This window comes from Paenibacillus sp. LHD-117, assembly GCF_030929555.1.
In the GTDB taxonomy this organism is placed as follows: Bacteria; Bacillota; Bacilli; order Paenibacillales; family Paenibacillaceae; genus Pristimantibacillus.
The window spans coordinates 76,201-94,945 of the sequence record NZ_JAVFVT010000025.1 but is presented as its reverse complement, the minus strand read 5'-3'; the positions used below and the strand labels follow the sequence as shown (position 1 = coordinate 94,945).

The window sequence follows — 18,745 nt, the reverse complement described above, 5'->3', positions numbered from 1 at the left end:
GACGAAATAAGCGCGATGGCAACCGTTACGCAATGGAGAGGTGGAGCAGCGCGGCCAGCAAATAAACATACCACATATCCAAAAATCAGTGAAATGCGTTCATTTTAGAGAAGCTTGATTGAGGCATATAAGAGGAAATCTTACTTTTTCGTGTGTTTATACTTTGATGTGTTCGTTACTATAGGGTTGCAATTATTGAAAATGAAAAGAGGGGTTGAAATTGAAGCTGAAAAAGCGTGTGAAGAAAGCAATTTCTGTTGGTGTAGCATCGTCCATGCTCGTTGGGATGTTCACTTTCGGAGCAAATGTTCCACAGGTCAATGCACAGCAGGCATCAGGAAATGCACCGTTTATTAACAGCTGGCTGGTAGCGGGACCCTATGATTCGGCAGTTGCGGATGAAATCTACGGCACGGTTATTCCAGAAAATAAAAATGTGGCGCCATCGGCGAATATTACGGCTTCATCGGCGACTTTCGCATCCAATCCACCTGCTTTCGTTGTTGACGGCAGCACGAGAAATCAGTGGGTAACTGAAAATGATAATGCCCCTTGGTTGAATTTCGAGTGGGAAACTCCTATTAAAGTTGGTGCTGTAACGATTGCGCAGTGGGGAGATGGCAGACACGTCAATCAGTATTATCACCTCACCTTTACATTTGAAGATGGCACAACCTCGGAGACGATCAGGGTAGATAGTACGTCCAGTGATTCGAGCAAACCAACTATATTTACGCCGAGTACTGCTCTCACAAATGTTGTGGAAATGAAGGTTGAAATCGATAAAGGCCGATCACCTTATCCTAGTATTACAGGGGTTAGTGAACTGGAGGTATATGAAGCTTCGCTATCGGATCCTGCTGACATAGACAGACCGATAGATGGGAACTGGGCTAGAGTGGCTTCAGCGACTGCCAGTTCCACTTGGAAAACAGGCGCTGTCGGATTCCCAGGTGGAACAGATTCAGCTTCAAAGATCCCAAAATTTGCAATTGACGGCGATAAGGGCACCGAGTGGATCTCGCAAATGCATGATACGGGCGGCGCACCATCTACTTGGCCGAGCTGGGATCCGGCACCGACCTTAAATTTATCTTGGAATCAACCTATTAAAGTGAAGCAAATCGAAGTGTTTGACCGGCACAATGCAGCTTGGCCGGCCAACACATCCGATGTTCAACAGGTCAATTACACGCTTAAGGATGCGAGTAATGGAGTTTTGGGGACGGGTACAATTACCGATATCGATCCTTTGGGAAAGAATCCTGGTGTTGTAACGCTTGAACAGGCCGTGAACAATGTTTCGAAGGTAGAACTGCTGATTGTGCATGACGGGCAGAAAAATTTGAAAAACGTCGGGTTAGGTTTAACGGAAGTGAATGTATTCGACGGCGATGGGATTATTGATACCGAAGATCCGGAACCGACAGCTTATATTACGCCGAAAATAGGCGAAGCCTTGACTAGCGGTGAGAACAATCAGCAATGGGAATATTTTGATGATCGGATATGGAATAGAAACTACGATGATTACCAGGATCTGTATGGCTACTATACAGTGAAGAAAGGGATCGATACACAGAATAAGTATGTGTATGCGCATACCTATGTCTACAGCCCCAATGAGCAAAATGCCCAGTTCAGATTCGGGTCCAGCAGCGTAAACCGCTTGTTCGTCAATGATATTGCGATAACGAAGCCATCGGTAGCTGCCGAAGTACAGAAGGATATGAGCATCGCCAATATTAAATTAAAAGCAGGCTGGAATAAAATATTATTACAAATCAAGCATAGCTTCACCGAGGATCGTAATGCGAACGGCGTACCGATGGCACAGGATGCGAATGTATCTTATCTCGGATTCTACGGTCGCGTGACGGATATCAATGGCAATAAAGTGGATAATCTTACGTATTCCGTTACAGGAGATCATGAAGCATTGTCGATTGCTACGCAAGGATTAAGCGCCGATGATACGGCTCAAGATAAGGAGTTGCCGACGAATATCCTGCCGAAAGGGTATTCAGAGTGGCCATATGTTTGGAATAAATCGAACTACACGGCCAAGCATGCCTTATCCGCTTCTCCGTTCCAGTTTATGGCTAGCGGAGGTGAGCCGGGCTATACATGGACAGTATCGGAGGGTGCCCTTCCAGATGGATTAACACTCAACACGAACGGCACGATCGAAGGATTTGTTCAAGCAGCAGTTGGCACATACTCCTTTACGGTCGAAGTGACCGATAGCCTTAATGCTACAACAACCAAAGAATTTGCGATCGAAGTCAAGGATCGTCCAAATCGCTGGTTTGAAGAAGGAAGAGTATCAGCGCTTTCCCATACGGGACCTATATACCAATGGTTTGTGGATCCGAATTACTCGATAGACCTATGGGCGCAGCGTGCAAAAGCACAGGGACATTCGCTTGTTTCTGTGGAAGCCTTGCAGCAAAACTATTACTGGCCATCCAAATTTGCCGATCCTAAGCATAGTCGCAATCTGTATATGCCTAAGGATGAGAACGGGAAGGTGAAGGACGGTCTCAAAGCCTTTGAAGAATCGGTCAAACGTTATGGAATAAAGTTTGGTTTGTATTACGCGACAGAGGGCGGCGGTTTGCAGCATAATTCTACCGATGTGTTTGTACAGAATGTAGAAGACCTGATTCTGCGTTACGATCCTGCCTATCTTTATTTCGACGGTCCGCAGGCCATGCCTAACGCTAACTATGATGTGATGTACAGCAATGTGCGCAACTATAGCGATGACATTATTATTAATGCCAATGCATGGACTGTGGAATATGGAGATCCGGATCTTAGGACGACCGAGTCAAGCCATATCTATGCAAGCGGCGGCGGTTCCAACCTGACGAAGCGGACGATTGCAGAGCCGTGGAAATCCGTTCATACGCTTAATAACTACACGCCGTATTATGAAAAGCGCGATGACTACAGACAAGTTGCGAAAGAAATGGTTATGAACGCAGGCCGAGGCTTTGTCGATAACAACGATCAAATGCCGATTATGAGCCGCGGCCCGAATTGGGACAGCCCCGAAAACATTGCAACCAGATATCCTAAAGCGCTGCAAGAATTTATTGATGTTCGCGAAGGACTTGCTGCATGGTTTGCACCGGAAGGCAAGCCGGAACGGCATGAATCTACAACGGGCACGATGCCATATTTCTTGAATGGCTTCGGTTACACGGATGATGGAAAAGGAAATATAGCCAAATTTGAAAGCGGCAAAGGCCCTGATTGGGGATATGCCATGTCCAGAGACAATAATATCTATCTGCATCTGATTGAAGGACCAGACGGCAAGAAAGGCTACAATGGGAATTCACTTACGATCAGCCCTGTGAAGGACACCGTTACACAGGTTTCGTGGCTTAATGAAGACGTATCGTTGAACTTCACGCAGGACGGCGAAAGCGTCACGATTGACTTGACTGGCGTTACACGCGATCCTGTGGATACGATCGTGAAGCTGGTTACGGATCATCCGGAAAGAAAATACAAGCTTACCCATCTCATTGCAACGGGCAAGCAAATGACGCCTGATTCGCTGCAGGTCAATGTGGAGGGATATATGACATATCCCGCATTGAAGGCGCGTATCGAGCAAGTTACATTCACTAGCAATCAACCACAAATTGCATCGGTTGATGCTAATGGAGTCGTTCGAGCGATCGCGGATGGAACGGCAGCGATTACCGTAAGCGGAATCTATCAAGGCGTTGAGCAATCAGACGTTCTGGAAGTTACCGTTAAGGACGGCAAGGTGTATATCAAGGATACGATGATCGGCGCATCTCTATGGATTAATGATAGGGAAGCTTATGGAGAATTCGCGAGCTACGATCAAGTGGATTACACGCTGGAAGGTCGTTCGTTAAAAGGCGGAGCCATTGGACTTCATGGGGCAACGATTACGATGAAGTCGGGCATTGTTAATCTGAAAGACGGAACTGTATACGAGCCCATCTCTATTACTGAATCCGATATCGTTACCTTCGCTAATGGCAAGGTTGTTCCAAAACCTGTCTCCGAGCCAACAAGAGCAGTCATTTGGGCAGAGGTTGAATTGGATGGGCAAACCTTTACATCCAACCGAGTTTTTATGGATCTTCAGCCCTTTGGGAATATGACCAAGGGAGCGGTAATTTCAGCAAGCGGCAGTCAAGGGAGCTTCACGCCAGACAAAGCGGGTGACGGTTCATTAATTGAAGGCGCGACAACGGATAACTCCAAATGGTCTGTGTCTGGTAATGGCGAATCGTGGATCGCCTTTGAATTGCAGCATGAAGCCGATCTCAAGAATGTCGCTATCCATTTCAATACGTTGAATCAAAGCTACTACAACACGCCAAAAAAGATGCAGATTCAAATCAGCGAAGATGGTGAAAGCTGGAACACGATCAGTGAGGTTACTCCACCGACTGGCGGCGCATACTTTGGTTTCTCTACTGTTTATGCAGTGGAGGGAGTATCGAAGCACGTAAGATTGTTGTTCCCGAATGGCGGCAATTCCGCTAACCTTGATCTGCTGGAAGTGGCAATCAACGGAATTGCCGTAGTCGAAGCCGGTTACAGTCTTACAGCTACCGGAGCAAGTAGTGTCATTGCGGGCGATTCCTTCGATGTCACCTACACGCTCAGCAATGTTGCAGAACATGTGTATGCAATGGATCAAACGATTCATTATGACCCGGCTCAAGTCGAATTCCTGTCAGGCGAAGCCTTGCAAAGCGGATTTACGATCGTCGGACAACAAGAAGGAGAAGGCGAGGTTCGCATTCTGCTCGCAAGCTCGGGGGCCGGAGGCGCTATCAAACAGACGGCACCTGTACTGAAGCTGAACTTCAAGGCTAATCCGGTTGGCGCAAATGTAACGAGCTCCGTCTACGTAACCGACGCAACTGTTGCGGGTGCAGACGGAATCGAAACGACTGTGGACAATGGTTCCCCGCACACGATTGAAATTGTTGTCGTGGACAAAGCGGCATTGCAGACGCTAATTGCGAACGCGCAAGCATCGCATGATTCAGCGGCGGAAGGAACTGGAATCGGTCAGTATCCAGGTGGTTCGAAAGCGATTCTGCAAGCGGCCATTGATCTTGCCAGTGCAGTTGCGGGTCAAAGCGGAGCTACACAGGAGCAAGTGGATGGAGCAATCACTCAATTGCAGGCAGCGTTGCAAGCATTTAGAGACTCCGTCAATGCAGCAGTTGCGGGCGATTTGAATGGCGACGGCAAAGTTAGCCTTGGCGATCTTGGCATCATCGCAGCAAGCTATGGCAAGAAGTCGACGGATGCGGATTGGGCGATGTACGAGAAAGCGGATATGAATGACGACGGTAAAATAGATATCGTTGATCTGGCGGCGATTGCTAGATTGATACTAGGGTAACGACGAATAGGGGAAGGCGCTGAGCCTTTCCCTTTTTTTCGACTCCAGTTTGAGGCATGTCACTTATGTAAGTAGTTCCAAGAGGATTGCCTTATTGTTGTTGCCGTTTTTCCCGTAAATTTTTTGATCAGCCTCGCAAAGTGATGCGATGTCTTAAAACCGCAGCGATGGGCGATTTCCGAGATGGTTAATCCGGTGCTGGTAAGCAGCTCAATGGCCTTATTGACCCGATATTCCCATAGATAGTGAATAGGCGTCGATTGAATATTTGACTTAAATAATCGTAGGAGATGCTCGGGAGAGAGGTTAGCTTGCTGAGCTAGCCGTTCAAGAGAAATCTCATCCGCATAATGATCATGGATCCACATTAAAGTAGCATATACCGCAGGGTGCTTTTCCTTCTGGAGAAGCACTCTCTTCGATTCAATCGGATACAGGTGAATCGCGGAGAGTCCTAGGCTTAGAGCAGAGGGATCGTCACTTGGAACTTGGCGCTGGACGTCGAGCATAAGATCGGTTAGCCGCGTCATCTCTTCTGTTAAGGGAAGACATTCGGGTAGCTGGTATAAGGCATCTCGTGTATGTTCGGGAAGCTCGTTCATATGAATGGCAATCCAACGATGCCATGATTGCTCGGTTTTGGAGAAGATGAAAGTTTCTTCGTGACCGGGCTTCAGAAGGATTAATTGGCCGGGCAATACCCGGACATGACGTCCATCGATGGTTACGTTCATTTCTCCGGTGTAGAGCATGACAAGCTGAATATCTTGCTGGATTCGGGGGCCGAATCGACCGCCAGGGGGGTAAACAATCGATCCAGCAACGGCGGATTTTAAGGTATCGAACGGGATGTTTAGTTTTTCCTCTTGCATAAGCATCTCTCCAGTAGCATTCGCGCAATTGAAATATCAATTATAGATACAATTATAAAGATTACAGATATTGTGAAGCAAGCTCATTCAAAGTACCCTTAATGTAGAAAGTAAATGATAAAACTGCTGAAGGAGAATGCGTGATGAACGGAACTTATACGAGCCCCTCTACACCTTTAACGGAGTCGCAAATTGCGTTTTTCAGAGAGCAAGGTTACTTCTTATTCAAGAAGGGGATGAGTGAAGACATTATCGATGCTTTTAATGGACACATCTATGATATACGAAATCAAGATCCGATGCCAGAGTGGGCAACATGCGACAAAAACAAAAAATATGCCGTTCGATTGTTTAATCCCCACAAACACGACAGCTTCTCGCGACAAATGATGAAGAATGCGATCATTCGCGGAGCGCTTGCGCAACTGATGGGAAAAGAAGCCGTTTGCGTACAGAGCATGTATTTTTATAAAGAGCCAGGCTCTCCAGGTCAGGCAGCCCATCAGGATTATTATTATATTAAGAACGATCCCATGACAATGATTGCTGCCTGGGTAGCGATGGAGGAAAAGGTCGATACCGAGAACGGCTGTTTATGGGTGATGCCGGGCACGCATAAGCTAGGGCTGTTGCCGCATGGCGCTGTTCGAAACTTAGAGGAGCATGAGTCGCATACGGAAGAGACGGAAGGCGTTGATACTTCTATACAAATTCCAGTTCCAATGGAAAAGGGAGACATCCTATTTTTTAGTGAATTGTTGATTCATTCGTCTACGAAGAATCGGAGTGCGGACCGCTGGCGCCGCTCGTACGTTTGCCATTATATTCGCGAGGATTCCAATGTTCTCCACCGAGAGGATCTTCGCCAAAAGTATCCATTGTATTAATCGTACATCGATTCATCGTAAAGACGATAGCATCCTATGCAACCTGCGTAGGAGCTGTCGTCTTTTTTTTGAAAATGAACATTGCTAAACATACATAATAATAGTAAAATCGATTTATATAATAAACTTGGTTTTCTATAATGTTTAAGGTGTGGTGGCATGGACAAAAAGTATTGGGTACCCGCATTGGAGAAAGCAGACGGGATTTTACGTTTTATAGCAGAAGAATCTTATCAATATCGATTAATTGATCTGTCCAATCATTTGGGGATCCATAAGAGCTCTATGTACTCTCTATTAAACACGATGGAAGCGCTCAATTGGATTGATAGAGATGCTAATGATACGTATGCCATAGGATCCGCGACGGGGAGATGGGGCAATTCTTATGTGCAAGGTCAAGATATTGTCGCGTCGTTCCATCGAGAAGCGATTGTCACGCGAGATCGCATTCAGGAGACCATCCAATTGGCTAAGCTAGAAGGCAACGAAGTGTTATATCTAGCTAAGGAGGAAGCGCCGACGATGGTGAGGCTCGCCTCTGGTCCTGGCATGAAGTTCCCTGCTCATGTGACTGCGCTCGGGAAGGTACTATTGTCGTTCGTAACGGATACGGTGCTGGATGAATTGTACCCGAGTCAGGAATTAGTGGGGGCGACTGAGAACTCATTGAAGACGAAGGCTGATTTGATCAAACAACTAAGAATAATCAAAGACGAGGGAATCGCCTTTGACGAGCAAGAAGTCATTGTGGGATTCAGTTGTGTCGCGGCCCCCATCCGATCCCGATCAGGCGGAGCTATCGCAGCGGTGAGCTGTTCGATGCCGCAACATATCTGGAAGCAGAAGAAGGATATTGCGATTGTTGAAATCCGTCAATTAGCGGATCGTTTATCTCAATTGTAGCCTGCGCGTCCGATGCCGCTTTCCAACTGATGAAAGGTATATGGAATTTGTGAAGGAGGGTATTGTCATTGAGATTAGAAAATAAAGTGATTCTTATTACGGGCTCAGGCTCCGGTATCGGGAAAAGCACGGCGTTATTGTTCGGTCGTGAAGGCGCAACCGTCATCGTGAATGATCTGAACGAAGCAAATGGAACGGAAACAATGATGGAGATTCAAGCTGCTGGCGGACAGGCGGACTTTATTCAAGCTGACGTCACCAATCCCGAATCCGTCATGCGGATGGTAGATCACATTATTGAAAAATATGGTCGAATTGATGTGCTGTTCAACAATGCGGGAATTAGCGGTGTCGGTGCTCTGCATGAAATCGAGCCCGAAGCATGGGATCGGGTTATTCAGGTCAATATTCGCGGTGTATACTTGCCATCCAAATATGTGCTCCCGCATATGATGAATCGTAAATCTGGAAATATCATCAACATGTCCTCCTGCATTGCAGAAATTGGACTAGCCAGAAGAGCATCTTATTCAGCGACTAAGGGAGCGGTATTGGCGTTGACGAAGTCGATGCAAGTGGACTACGCACCATACCATATTCGTGTAAATGCTCTTCTACCCGGTACAATTCTTACGCCCTTCGTCGAAAATTACTTGAAGACTTCTTATGATGATCCTGAAGTTGCGATTGCATCGCTTAAGAAACGGCAGCTAAGCGAAGAACTCGGCTTGCCTGAGGATGTTGCTTTAGCTGCATTGTTCCTTGCTTCAGATGAATCGAAATTCATGATGGGTTCTCCTCTATATATTGATGGCGGCGTCACTTTCGGAAAAAATGCGTAATGGAAAGCAATTAAAATCGGGAGGGAATTTATTATGAAACTTTTAACATTTATGAGGGACGGGGACTATCAATTAGGGGTTGTAACTGAAAAAGGCGTTTTGGATGTTGCAGGCGCATTATTAGCTATACCTACTGAAGAAGATGTGCCTACGACGGTTCACGAAGTGATCAACGGCGGCGAAAAGGCGCTTGCCAGGCTTACCGAGTTTACAACCGAAGTACTTGATCAGCGTGGCGAAGTCCAATCTTATATCTATGATGAAGCAACGCTAACGCTTGGGCCTTGCGTGACACATCCGAATAAAATTATTTGCGTCGGACTGAACTATCGTCAGCATGCGGTGGAAACGAATGCGCCGATTCCTGAGTACCCGATTTTGTTCAATAAATTCAATAATACGTTAACGGGTCACGGCGACGATATTCCACTTCCTAGTAAAGTGACTTCGAAAGTCGATTATGAAGCAGAGCTTGTGATCGTAATCGGAAAAAAGGCAAAGTATGTGACGAAAGAGGACGCGCTTAGCCATGTGTTCGGTTATTGCAACGTAAATGATTTGTCTGCACGAGACTTGCAAATGCGAACACAGCAATGGCTATTAGGCAAGACATGCGATAAGTTCTCGCCGCTTGGGCCGTATCTGGTTTCGGCGGATGAAGTCGGAAATCCGAATGATCTGGATATAACATGTATCGTGAACGGAGAAGTGCGCCAGCATTCCAATACGTCGGATATGATCTTCCATTGCGATGAGATTGTAAGCTATATATCACAGCATATGACGCTTGTGCCTGGCGACATCATTCTTACGGGAACACCTGAGGGAGTCGTTCTTGGTTACCCGCAGGATCAACAAGTTTACTTGAAGGATGGAGATATCGTCACGATTGAGATTGAAAAGCTGGGCAAGCTGACGAATCGAATCGTTGAGGAAGACTAAGCGAGGCGAGGTTTAATACAATGAGAATTGATGCGCATCAACATTATTGGAAATTAGATCGAAATGATTATGGATGGCTTACACCAGAGTCGCCTACGTTGTATCGCGATTATTTGCCTAATGATCTGATCGCGTCGTTAGCGCGGAACGGAATATCCAAAACCATTGTCGTTCAGGCTGCTGCAACTGTTGAGGAAACCGAATTTCTTTTAAGTCTTTGCAAGACTTATGATTCAATAGCTGGCGTAGTCGGCTGGTTAGACTTTGAGCAGGACGATTTTGTGCAATCTTTTGAACGGTTGCGTCAAGATTCTTATTTTGTCGGCGTGCGTCTCATGCTTCAAAGTATCGATGCCATGGCGTTTTTGGAAAATCCGCTCGTTATTCATCATTTAAAGTGGCTGGAGAAAGCGGGATTCCCAGTAGATTTATTGATCCGCGCTGATCAATTTCCTGCGATTCTAAACATCCTTAAGCTCGTGCCCCGTCTAAATGCGGTGATCGACCATATCGGTAAACCTAAAATTATTGAGCGGGAAGAATCGCCTTGGAAAGAGTGGATCACAGAAGTCGCCGAGTATTCGCAGATCTATTGTAAACTATCAGGCATGGTTACCGAAGGGAATATGACGGATTGGGAAGAGTCTGATTTTCGATTTTATGTGGAGCATGTCATACAGGCATTCGGAGCGAAGCGAGTCATGTTTGGCAGCGATTGGCCGGTTTGTCTTCTTGCAGCAAGCTATGATCAGACAGTCGGCATTGTCAATCATAATTTACCTAGCGAACTTACGGAACAACAAGTAGATGATATTTTTGGTCATAATGCCATTCGTTTTTATCAATTGAGGTGAATACGACGTATGAACTCAAACAGACACTCATGCAAGATTCACTGGGGCTGTCCCGCAGGTCAATTTATTGACCTTTAGGGACAGCCCCTTTCGCCATGTATGGCCTCATCCAAGTTGCCGCGAATATCTCATCCGAATTATCTGACAAAGGGCCAAAATGCAAGAGAATGCCATCTTGACGAAAGAAATGAATAAGAAGGGTAGCGCATGCTCCTAGAATCGATGATCTTAAACCGTGATTCGATTATTTGGGGAAAAACGTTATTTTACAGGCAGGAACAAACGGGTTATGATCAACACATCACTTAAATCGCTGAATTTCTTACTTGGAAAACGGGGGACCCAACCGGCGCTAGCCATAGCGTCAGGGGTGAATCGATGTACGCGCATCGTAGGGCTATCTCATGGCCCGAATCCGTCAGCTAACCCCGTAAGCGTTATTGGAGAAGGTGCGACTTCGGTTCATTGCGGCCGCAAGGAGAAGCCTTGCGGTTTTTTGCTGCGCAAAAACGGAATACGGTTTTGAGCTAGCGAGAACCGCAGCACATGCCAATAGTAAAGGTAGGAACAGAGGAATGCGTATGATGCAAAACGTAATTACACGGTTTGGCGGTGGTCAGACATGTTCATGACGCTCAAAAGGCTGCTAATTGGAAGACCGCTCAAATCGACCGAGCTCGGGGAGCAGAAGCTGAACAAAAAGAAGGCGCTCGCCATCCTGTCGTCCGACGCGCTGTCTTCGGTCGCTTACGGTCCCGAACAAATTCTGCTGGTGCTGGTCACCGTGGGCACCGTCGCGTTCTGGTATTCGATTCCGATCGGCATCGGCGTACTGGTACTGCTGGCGGCATTGATTCTGTCTTACCGGCAAATCATATTCGCCTATCCGCACGGCGGCGGGGCTTATGTCGTATCCAAGGAAAACCTGGGCAAATATCCGGGGCTTGTCGCCGGCTCGTCGCTGCTTGTCGACTATATTCTGACGGTGGCGGTCAGCGTGTCGGCCGGAACCGACGCCATTACTTCGGCGTTCCCGAGCCTGCACGCCTACACGGTCCCGATCGCGATCCTGTTCGTCGTGTTCATTACGCTGCTCAACCTGCGCGGCGTCACGGAATCGGCTTCGATTCTCGCTTACCCTGTCTATCTATTCGTAATTGCGTTATTTATCCTCATCGGAGCGGGAGTATACGACATCTTGACAGGGGGCGTCCCGTCCGAGCTGCATGCGCCTGTCGGAACGCCGGTCATGGGCCTTAGCCTCTTCCTGCTGCTGAAGGCGTTCGCGTCGGGCAGCTCGGCACTGACGGGCGTCGAAGCGATCTCCAATGCGATACCGAACTTCAAGTCGCCGTCCCCGAACAACGCGTCGAAGACGCTGATCACGATGGGCGTGCTGCTGGCGATTCTGTTCTCGGGCATCGTCTTCCTGGCCTATTATTACGGCATCTCGCCGCTTGCGGAGGTAACGGTCGTCTCGCAAATCGCGGAACAAACCTTTGGCCGGAACGGCATGTATTATTTCATCCAGGGCACGACGGCACTCATCCTGATTCTCGCCGCGAATACGGGGTACTCGGCATTCCCGCTGCTCGCGGTGAATCTCGCGAAGGATAAGTTCATTCCGCGCATGTTCACGATTCGCGGAGACCGGTTAGGCTATTCGAACGGCATTATCATGCTCGGCATCTTCTCGATCCTGCTCATTCTCATGTTCCAGGGGCAGACGGAGCAGCTCATTCCGCTGTACGCGGTCGGTGTATTCATCCCGTTCACGCTTTCCCAGACCGGCATGATGCTGAAGTGGCTTCGCGAGAAGCCGGAAGGCTGGGTATCGAGATTTATAATTAACACGGCGGGAGCGATTATCTGCTTCGTCGTGACGATGATGTTTTTCTTGACCAAATTTAATCAGGTATGGCCGGTACTCCTTTTCCTGCCGCTCATCATCCTGCTGTTCCACCGGATCAACAAACATTATAACGCCGTCGGCGAGCAGCTCAGCCTCGCAACAGGCGATCCGGTCCTGCCCATCGAAGGCAATGTCGTCATCTTGCCCGTCGCCGGCATCACGCATGTTGTGGAACAGTCGCTGAACTACGTCAAGTCGTTGTCGCCGGACCAGATCATCGCCGTGTACATTCCGTTCGAGAGGGAAGAAGAGGCGTTGTTCGAGGAGAAGTGGAACAAGAGGCATCCCGAGGTGCGACTAGTCACGCTGCATTCGCCTTACCGGAGCATCATCCAGCCGCTCCTGAAGTTTATCGACGTGGTAGACCGGAAGGCCAAGGAATCCAATTACCAAGTAACGGTCATCATCCCTCAATTCATTCCGAAGAAGGGCTGGCACAACTTCCTTCATAACCAAACGAGCTTCTATATTCGAACGAGACTGCTGTATCAGAAGGACGTAGTCGTGACCACCGTACCTTACCACTTAAAAAAATAATCGCGTTTCGTTTCGCCCTGATCGGATCCTACCGGATACGATTAGGGTTTTTCTTTTTTTTAGGCATACTATTACCATCTTGGCAGCATGTGGGACTTGGGAGGATCGCGGCTTTGAAAAAGCGGGCAGCAATTGGGTTGACGATAGTTATGGCATTCGCGCTGCTTGCCTGCTCGTCCGAGCCGCGCAATGCGGAAAGCAAAAGCTATGAGGAGCGGCTGCTATTGAATTACGTATTGCGGGAGCAATCCGGCGAGTTTGGCGTTTATACGAATCGCCTCGATACCGGGCAAGATGCCGAAGCGGCGACCGGGCAGGAGGTGCTCAGCGAATCCGCGGGGCTGCTGCTGCGGTATTATGCCGCAAGAACGGAACGGGACGCGTTCCGGGATGCTTGGACGAAGGCGAAGGCGACGTTCGACCAGCCGGGCGGCTTCAGCTACAGGTACGCTCCCAGGCTGGACAAGCGGTTTGCGGCGAATGCCGCGGTCGACGATCTGAGGCTGATTCGCGCGCTTTTCGAAGGGGCTTCGGCCTTCCGCGAACCGGGCTACCGCAAGGAAGCCGAACGTTACGGCAGAAGATTTCTCGAGCATAACGTCAAGGAGGGCAATCTTTACGACTTCTACGACGCGCGGTACAAGTCGACGAACGGTTTTCTTACGCTGTGTTACGCGGACTTCCAGACGATTGGTTTGCTGGCAGAATCGATCCCGGCCGCGCGGACGTTATCCGATCGTCTGCTTCGCATCGTAGAAGGCGGCTACCTCTCCGACGGCTTTCCGTTCTATGAAACCAGATATGAATACGAACAACAACGGTATGACTCCGACGGCATCAACATGGTGGAATCGCTGCTTACGGTTCTGGCACTGGCCGAGATCGGAGAGCAGCGGGATACCAGCATAAGCGCGCTGAAGGAGAAGGTGCGGGAAGGGAAATTGTACGGCCGGTACACGAAGGATGGCGAACCTATGAACGACGTCCGTTCCACGGCGCTATACGCGATGGCCGCATTGATCGGTCGCGAGATCGGCGACGGGGGGCTTTACCGCGACGCATTGGAGCGGATGACGGAGTTTCAAATCCAAGATCGGGCAAGCGCTTTATACGGGGGATTCGGCGACAAGGCTACGGGAGACGCGTATTCCTTCGACAATTTGATGGCGCTGCTCGCTTACGCAGCGGATTGATAAACGTTAACGGAAAAGAATGGAGGCGGAGGGCATGACGGGCATAAATCGGATCTATGAAGGAGGAGCGGCTGCCTTCTCGCGCCATCTCTCTCCATCGCTGCTCGCGGCGGTATCGGTCGGCATGATCGCTTCCTTCGCCTTGTTCGTCCCGCCTTACGTCGGAATGGCCGACAACGGCGATTTTTTCCGCATCATTTACGGGAACGGTCTTTATTTCAACGCTCCGGATTACGACGGGCAATATTTTGGTTATTTCGTGAAGGAATACGGAATACTGCGATATTTCAATGAAAACGGCGACGCGCTGTTTTCCTCGCAGTCCCTGTTCATTCGTCTGGCGCTCCTGTTGAACAAAATCTTGTACAGTCCCGAACGTTTCGACATCCGGATTCAGGCGGCGGTTTACGTGCTCCTGCACATGGCGGCCGTTTATTTGCTGGTTGAGGGCGTGACTTGGCGCACGCCGAGGAAGCTTGGATATCCGATCGCCTTGCTTGCCGTTTTCATCTTCGGCGATACGGGATATACCGCGTATTTTAATTCCTTCTACGGAGAGAGTGTCATCCTTATTATGGCGCTGACCATCGCTGCATCGGGCTTGCTGCTAGTTCGAAAAAGATATAACGATTATACGATGCTCGCCATGTTCGCGATAAGCGCGCTTCTGCTTACGACGTCCAAGCAGCAGAACGCGCCGGTTGGCGTGATGGCCGCGGTTATGGGGCTTATCCTGGTCTACGTTCGGAAGAACAAGTCGTATCGCGCCTTCGCCGCATTCGCTTGCGCCATCCTGCTTCTTTCCGGAATCGCGACATATGCCCTTATCCCTCGCCAATTTGTGACGATTAACCAATATCATGCCATGACGAGGGGAGCATTGCTGCTGTCGGAAAATCCGGAAGCAACGCTCCGGGCTTTCGGCATAGACGAACAATACGCGATTTTGACGGGGAGCATCTACTACGAGCAATATACGACCATCGATACGGATTCACCGCTGCTCTTCGAACCATTCTACGACCGGTACGGATTTGTCTCCTTGCTCGCTTATTATATGACCCATCCGGATCAAGGAATCGAAATGATCCATCTAGCGGCGAGGCATGCATTCGATATCCATCCGCAAGCGATGGGAAACTTCGAACGATCCGCGGGTATGGCGTTCGGGCAGCATACCGCTTTTTTTACCGGGTATAGCACGATGAAGGCGGCATTGGCGCCCAAAACGTTCGGGTTCATCGCGTTATGGATGCTGATCGTGACGGGGTTGTACTTGCCCTCGTTTGTATCCTCGGCGAGGGCGAAGCGGTTGCGCGGGGCGATAAAGCTGCCGATGATCGTCGGGCTGATGTTCATCGGCCTTTCGGGCATCGTCGTTTCGATCGTGGGAGCGGGCGACGCCGATCTGGCCAAACACGAGTTTCTATTCACGGTCGTATTCGATATCGTGACGTTCGTCGCCGTCTCGGACGCGATACAAGGGAGACATTGGCGAGCTGAGAGGCTGGCGGGAAGGGAGGCGATCGGATGAAACGAATATCGGCTGCGGCGCTAGCCATTACGTTTGTCGGTTTGCTCCTCGCGAAACCCGCCATGCTCCGCGCGGACACAGCCTCGGGGAGAGATGGCGGGGTGCTGCTCGTCTACGACAGCCTTGCGCTCGGGACGACGATGGAAGGCAATGTCGAAGCGCTTCTCAGGCTGCTTGCGGCTATGGGCGTCCCCGCAACGCTGCGGCAGATGGAGCGATACGACGAGGATGGGGATGATCTCGGCGCATACAAAGGGATCATTGCCGTGAGGAACGATCCCGAGCTTCAAAGCGGATATACGCGGTTCGCGGCGGATTTGTCCCGATTCCCGGGCATGTATTTGCATGTGGGCCCTGATATGCCAGCCTTCTTCGCGGACCAGCTCCGGTTAGAAACGGCGATATCGGGTCCCGAGTCGGCGCGCTTGTCCGTCGGTCCGCTCCGCCTCGCGAACTTTGCGGCCGGCGCGGAGCGCATGACTTACATTGCGAAGGCATCCGGCAAGGCGTACGGCGAGCTTTTATGGCCAGGCTCGGAGCGGAAAGCGCCTTTCGGGATCAGGGAAGGCGGCATCGGTTTCGTGCCGGCCTTCCGTTCGGGCTCCGCCTCCGAGCTTGCGATGGCATACGTACTGAAGGACTGGCTGGGCCTGTCCGGGGAAGGCAAGGTTTATTTATTATACAAAGACATCTATCCGTTCTCGGATTTGGCGCTGCTTGCGAAGACGGCCGATACGCTCTACTCGGCTGGAATTCCTTTCATCTACGCCGTTCAGCCGGTATACATGAATTTGGGTTTCCCTGCCATGCAGCGATATATGGCGGTACTGGAATACGCGCAGGCGCATAACGGCACGCTCTTCGCGGGCGCCCCCGTCCTTTCGCCGGTTGCGGGCATTCAGCGGGATACGCTGAAGGAGAAGACGGCGCTTTTTTTGAACGTGCTGGCGGAGAATGGCCTGGTTCCGCTTGGCGTCGGAGCCGACGCGGGGTTGTATTGGAGCAACGGGGCATCGTTCGCGGAGACCGGCATGGAGCCGTTCAACGCGATGGTGCTGTACCCTTCGGGGAATCCTGCGTTGCTCATGCATGTCGGGGAGCCCGCGTGCCGAACGTTCGCCGACTCGCTTCTCAGCGTCCGCTGGGACGAGCTTGGACCGTACTGGGATGCAAGAAAGCCCGTATCCTTGCCGGTTGATCTGGCGATGACATTCGGCTTCCCTGCCGTGGAGGCGGAGATGGAGGGCGCCGTTCGCGAGCTCCGCGACAGCTGGCTGCCGTTCGCCGATTACAAAGCCGGACGTCACGAGACCCGCACCGCGGAACATGCAATGGCTTCCTCGGACGGCATCCTAACCGTGGACGGCCGGCAAATCAGCCTAAGAGGGAACGTATCGGTCGATGTAGACCTCGAATATCAGTACCGGGACCTGGGGCAGCGCAGTTTCGAGCGGCTGTTCACCGTACAGAATTACTTCTACATGACGATGATCGTCGCTTCGCTTGTACTGTTCGGAGTGCTCATGGCCGTAGGTTACCGATTGTACAAAAGTAAATTTTTGAAATGAAAAGGAGGGGCGGCCGATGACGGCAGCGGATATCTTGATGGTCATCGCGGTGTTCTGCATCTGGTCCCTGCTGCTCGTGAATGTCGTCCTGATCATTGCCGGATACTGGTATTATATGAAATGCGAACGGGAGCCGGAGCAGACGTTAACCGGCGATGCGCCGTTCGTCAGCGTAATGGTACCCGCGCATAACGAGGCGAAGGTCATCGTGGCGACGGTGGAATCGCTGCTGGCGTTCGACTATCCGCAAGGCCGTTACGAGATCATCGTCATTAACGACAACTCCTCCGACGACAGCGCCGCTAGGCTTGCTAGGCTGCAAGAGAAACATGCGGGGCGGAACTTGATCGTCTTGAACACGGATTCCGTCACGGGGGGGAAAGGCAAATCGAACGCGCTGAATATCGGCTTCCGGCACAGCAGAGGCGAGCTGATCGCCATCTACGACGCGGACAATACGCCGGAGCGGAAGGCGCTGCCCTATCTTGTCTCGGAGCTGCTTCGGGACGATTCGCTCGGAGCGGCGATCGGCAAGTTCCGGACGCGGAACCGCAGCGCCAGCCTTCTGACGCGTTTTATCAACATCGAAACGTTGTCCTTCCAATGGATGGCTCAAGCGGGCCGGTGGATGCTGTTCAAGCTGTGCACCATACCGGGCACCAATTTCATCGTGAGAAAAAATATTCTGGAGGAGATCGGCGGATGGGATGTCAAAGCGCTGGCAGAGGATACGGAAATCAGCTTCCGCATCTATCAGATGGGCTACCGGATCAAATTCCAGCCCAAGTCCGTCACATGGGAGCAAGAACCGCAGACGCTTCCGGTATGGTTCAAGCAACGAGCGAGATGGGCCAAGGGAAACATTTATGTCATCGTCAAAAACATCCCGCTGCTGTTCGACCGCAGAGGGAAGGCGATCCGGTTCGATCTGGTTTATTTTTTATCGATCTACTTTCTGCTGCTAACCTCCCTCATCATGTCCGATACGCTGCTGGTGCTGCATGCGCTCGGACTTGTCTATACGACGATCGCGGGCTTCAGTTCGCTCTTGTGGACGCTCGCCGTCGTGTTGTTCATCGTGGGCACGTTCATTACGCTGACGACCGAGAAAGGCGAGCTGAGTCTCTCCAATCTATGGCTGATCGCGCTCATGTACGTGACGTACTGCCAGTTATGGTTGGCTGTCGCGGCGTACGGCCTATACGTTTACCTGAAGGATAAGGTCCGTAAGCGGGAGACGAAGTGGTACAAGACGGAACGGTATTAGAGAGGAGCCGATTGG

General features: G+C 50.3%; 12 protein-coding genes and 1 riboswitch. Of the genes, 11 read left to right on the top strand and 1 reads right to left on the bottom strand.

Features of this window, described 5'->3' with window-relative positions; translation table 11 throughout:
• Positions 1-220 precede the first annotated feature (220 nt).
• Positions 221-5,416, top strand: a complete 5,196-nt coding sequence (locus tag RB620_RS19345) for a discoidin domain-containing protein (protein WP_308097144.1) — start codon at positions 221-223, stop codon at positions 5,414-5,416.
• A 59-nt stretch (positions 5,417-5,475) separates the two neighbouring features.
• On the opposite strand, the gene RB620_RS19340 is transcribed toward RB620_RS19345, so the two are convergent.
• On the bottom strand, positions 5,476-6,288 hold the full coding sequence (locus RB620_RS19340) for an AraC family transcriptional regulator (RefSeq protein ID WP_308097142.1): 813 nt from the start codon (positions 6,286-6,288) through the stop codon (positions 5,476-5,478).
• Between the two features lie 143 nt (positions 6,289-6,431).
• Between RB620_RS19340 and RB620_RS19335 the strand changes: the two genes are divergently transcribed.
• The 10 genes from RB620_RS19335 (at position 6,432) to RB620_RS19290 (ending at position 18,730) form a co-directional block, all read left to right on the top strand.
• Positions 6,432-7,175, top strand: a complete 744-nt coding sequence (locus RB620_RS19335) for a phytanoyl-CoA dioxygenase family protein (RefSeq protein WP_308097140.1) — start codon at positions 6,432-6,434, stop codon at positions 7,173-7,175.
• Positions 7,176-7,334: 159 nt separating this feature from the next.
• Positions 7,335-8,081 carry an IclR family transcriptional regulator gene (locus RB620_RS19330; protein ID WP_308097138.1) on the top strand — a complete coding sequence of 249 codons (747 nt, stop codon included), beginning with the start codon at positions 7,335-7,337 and terminating at the stop codon, positions 8,079-8,081.
• 68 nt (positions 8,082-8,149) lie between these two features.
• Positions 8,150-8,923 carry an SDR family NAD(P)-dependent oxidoreductase gene (locus RB620_RS19325; RefSeq protein ID WP_308097136.1) on the top strand — a complete coding sequence of 258 codons (774 nt, stop codon included), beginning with the start codon at positions 8,150-8,152 and terminating at the stop codon, positions 8,921-8,923.
• A 33-nt stretch (positions 8,924-8,956) separates the two neighbouring features.
• A complete protein-coding gene (locus RB620_RS19320) occupies positions 8,957-9,865 on the top strand; it encodes a fumarylacetoacetate hydrolase family protein (protein ID WP_308097134.1) in 909 nt (302 codons plus the stop codon).
• Positions 9,866-9,885: 20 nt separating this feature from the next.
• The gene (locus RB620_RS19315; RefSeq protein WP_308097132.1) at positions 9,886-10,719 is read left to right on the top strand and encodes an amidohydrolase family protein; all 834 of its coding nucleotides are present in this window, start codon (positions 9,886-9,888) and stop codon (positions 10,717-10,719) included.
• A 301-nt stretch (positions 10,720-11,020) separates the two neighbouring features.
• Positions 11,021-11,170, top strand: a riboswitch (cyclic di-AMP (ydaO/yuaA leader).
• A 171-nt stretch (positions 11,171-11,341) separates the two neighbouring features.
• Positions 11,342-13,168 carry an APC family permease gene (locus RB620_RS19310; protein WP_308097130.1) on the top strand — a complete coding sequence of 609 codons (1,827 nt, stop codon included), beginning with the start codon at positions 11,342-11,344 and terminating at the stop codon, positions 13,166-13,168.
• A gap of 113 nt (positions 13,169-13,281) precedes the next feature.
• The gene (locus RB620_RS19305; RefSeq protein WP_308097128.1) at positions 13,282-14,361 is read left to right on the top strand and encodes a hypothetical protein; all 1,080 of its coding nucleotides are present in this window, start codon (positions 13,282-13,284) and stop codon (positions 14,359-14,361) included.
• A 34-nt stretch (positions 14,362-14,395) separates the two neighbouring features.
• Positions 14,396-15,895, top strand: coding sequence for a glycan biosynthesis hexose transferase WsfD (gene wsfD / locus RB620_RS19300; RefSeq protein WP_308097126.1), 1,500 nt, complete (start codon positions 14,396-14,398; stop codon positions 15,893-15,895).
• On the top strand, positions 15,892-17,463 hold the full coding sequence (locus tag RB620_RS19295; RefSeq protein WP_308097124.1) for a hypothetical protein: 1,572 nt from the start codon (positions 15,892-15,894) through the stop codon (positions 17,461-17,463). The genes wsfD and RB620_RS19295 overlap by 4 nt, the downstream gene beginning before the upstream one ends.
• A 16-nt stretch (positions 17,464-17,479) precedes the next feature.
• Positions 17,480-18,730: a glycosyltransferase family 2 protein gene (locus RB620_RS19290; RefSeq protein ID WP_308097122.1), complete on the top strand. Its 1,251-nt coding sequence runs from the start codon at positions 17,480-17,482 to the stop codon at positions 18,728-18,730.
• The last annotated feature ends 15 nt before the right edge of the window (positions 18,731-18,745 follow it).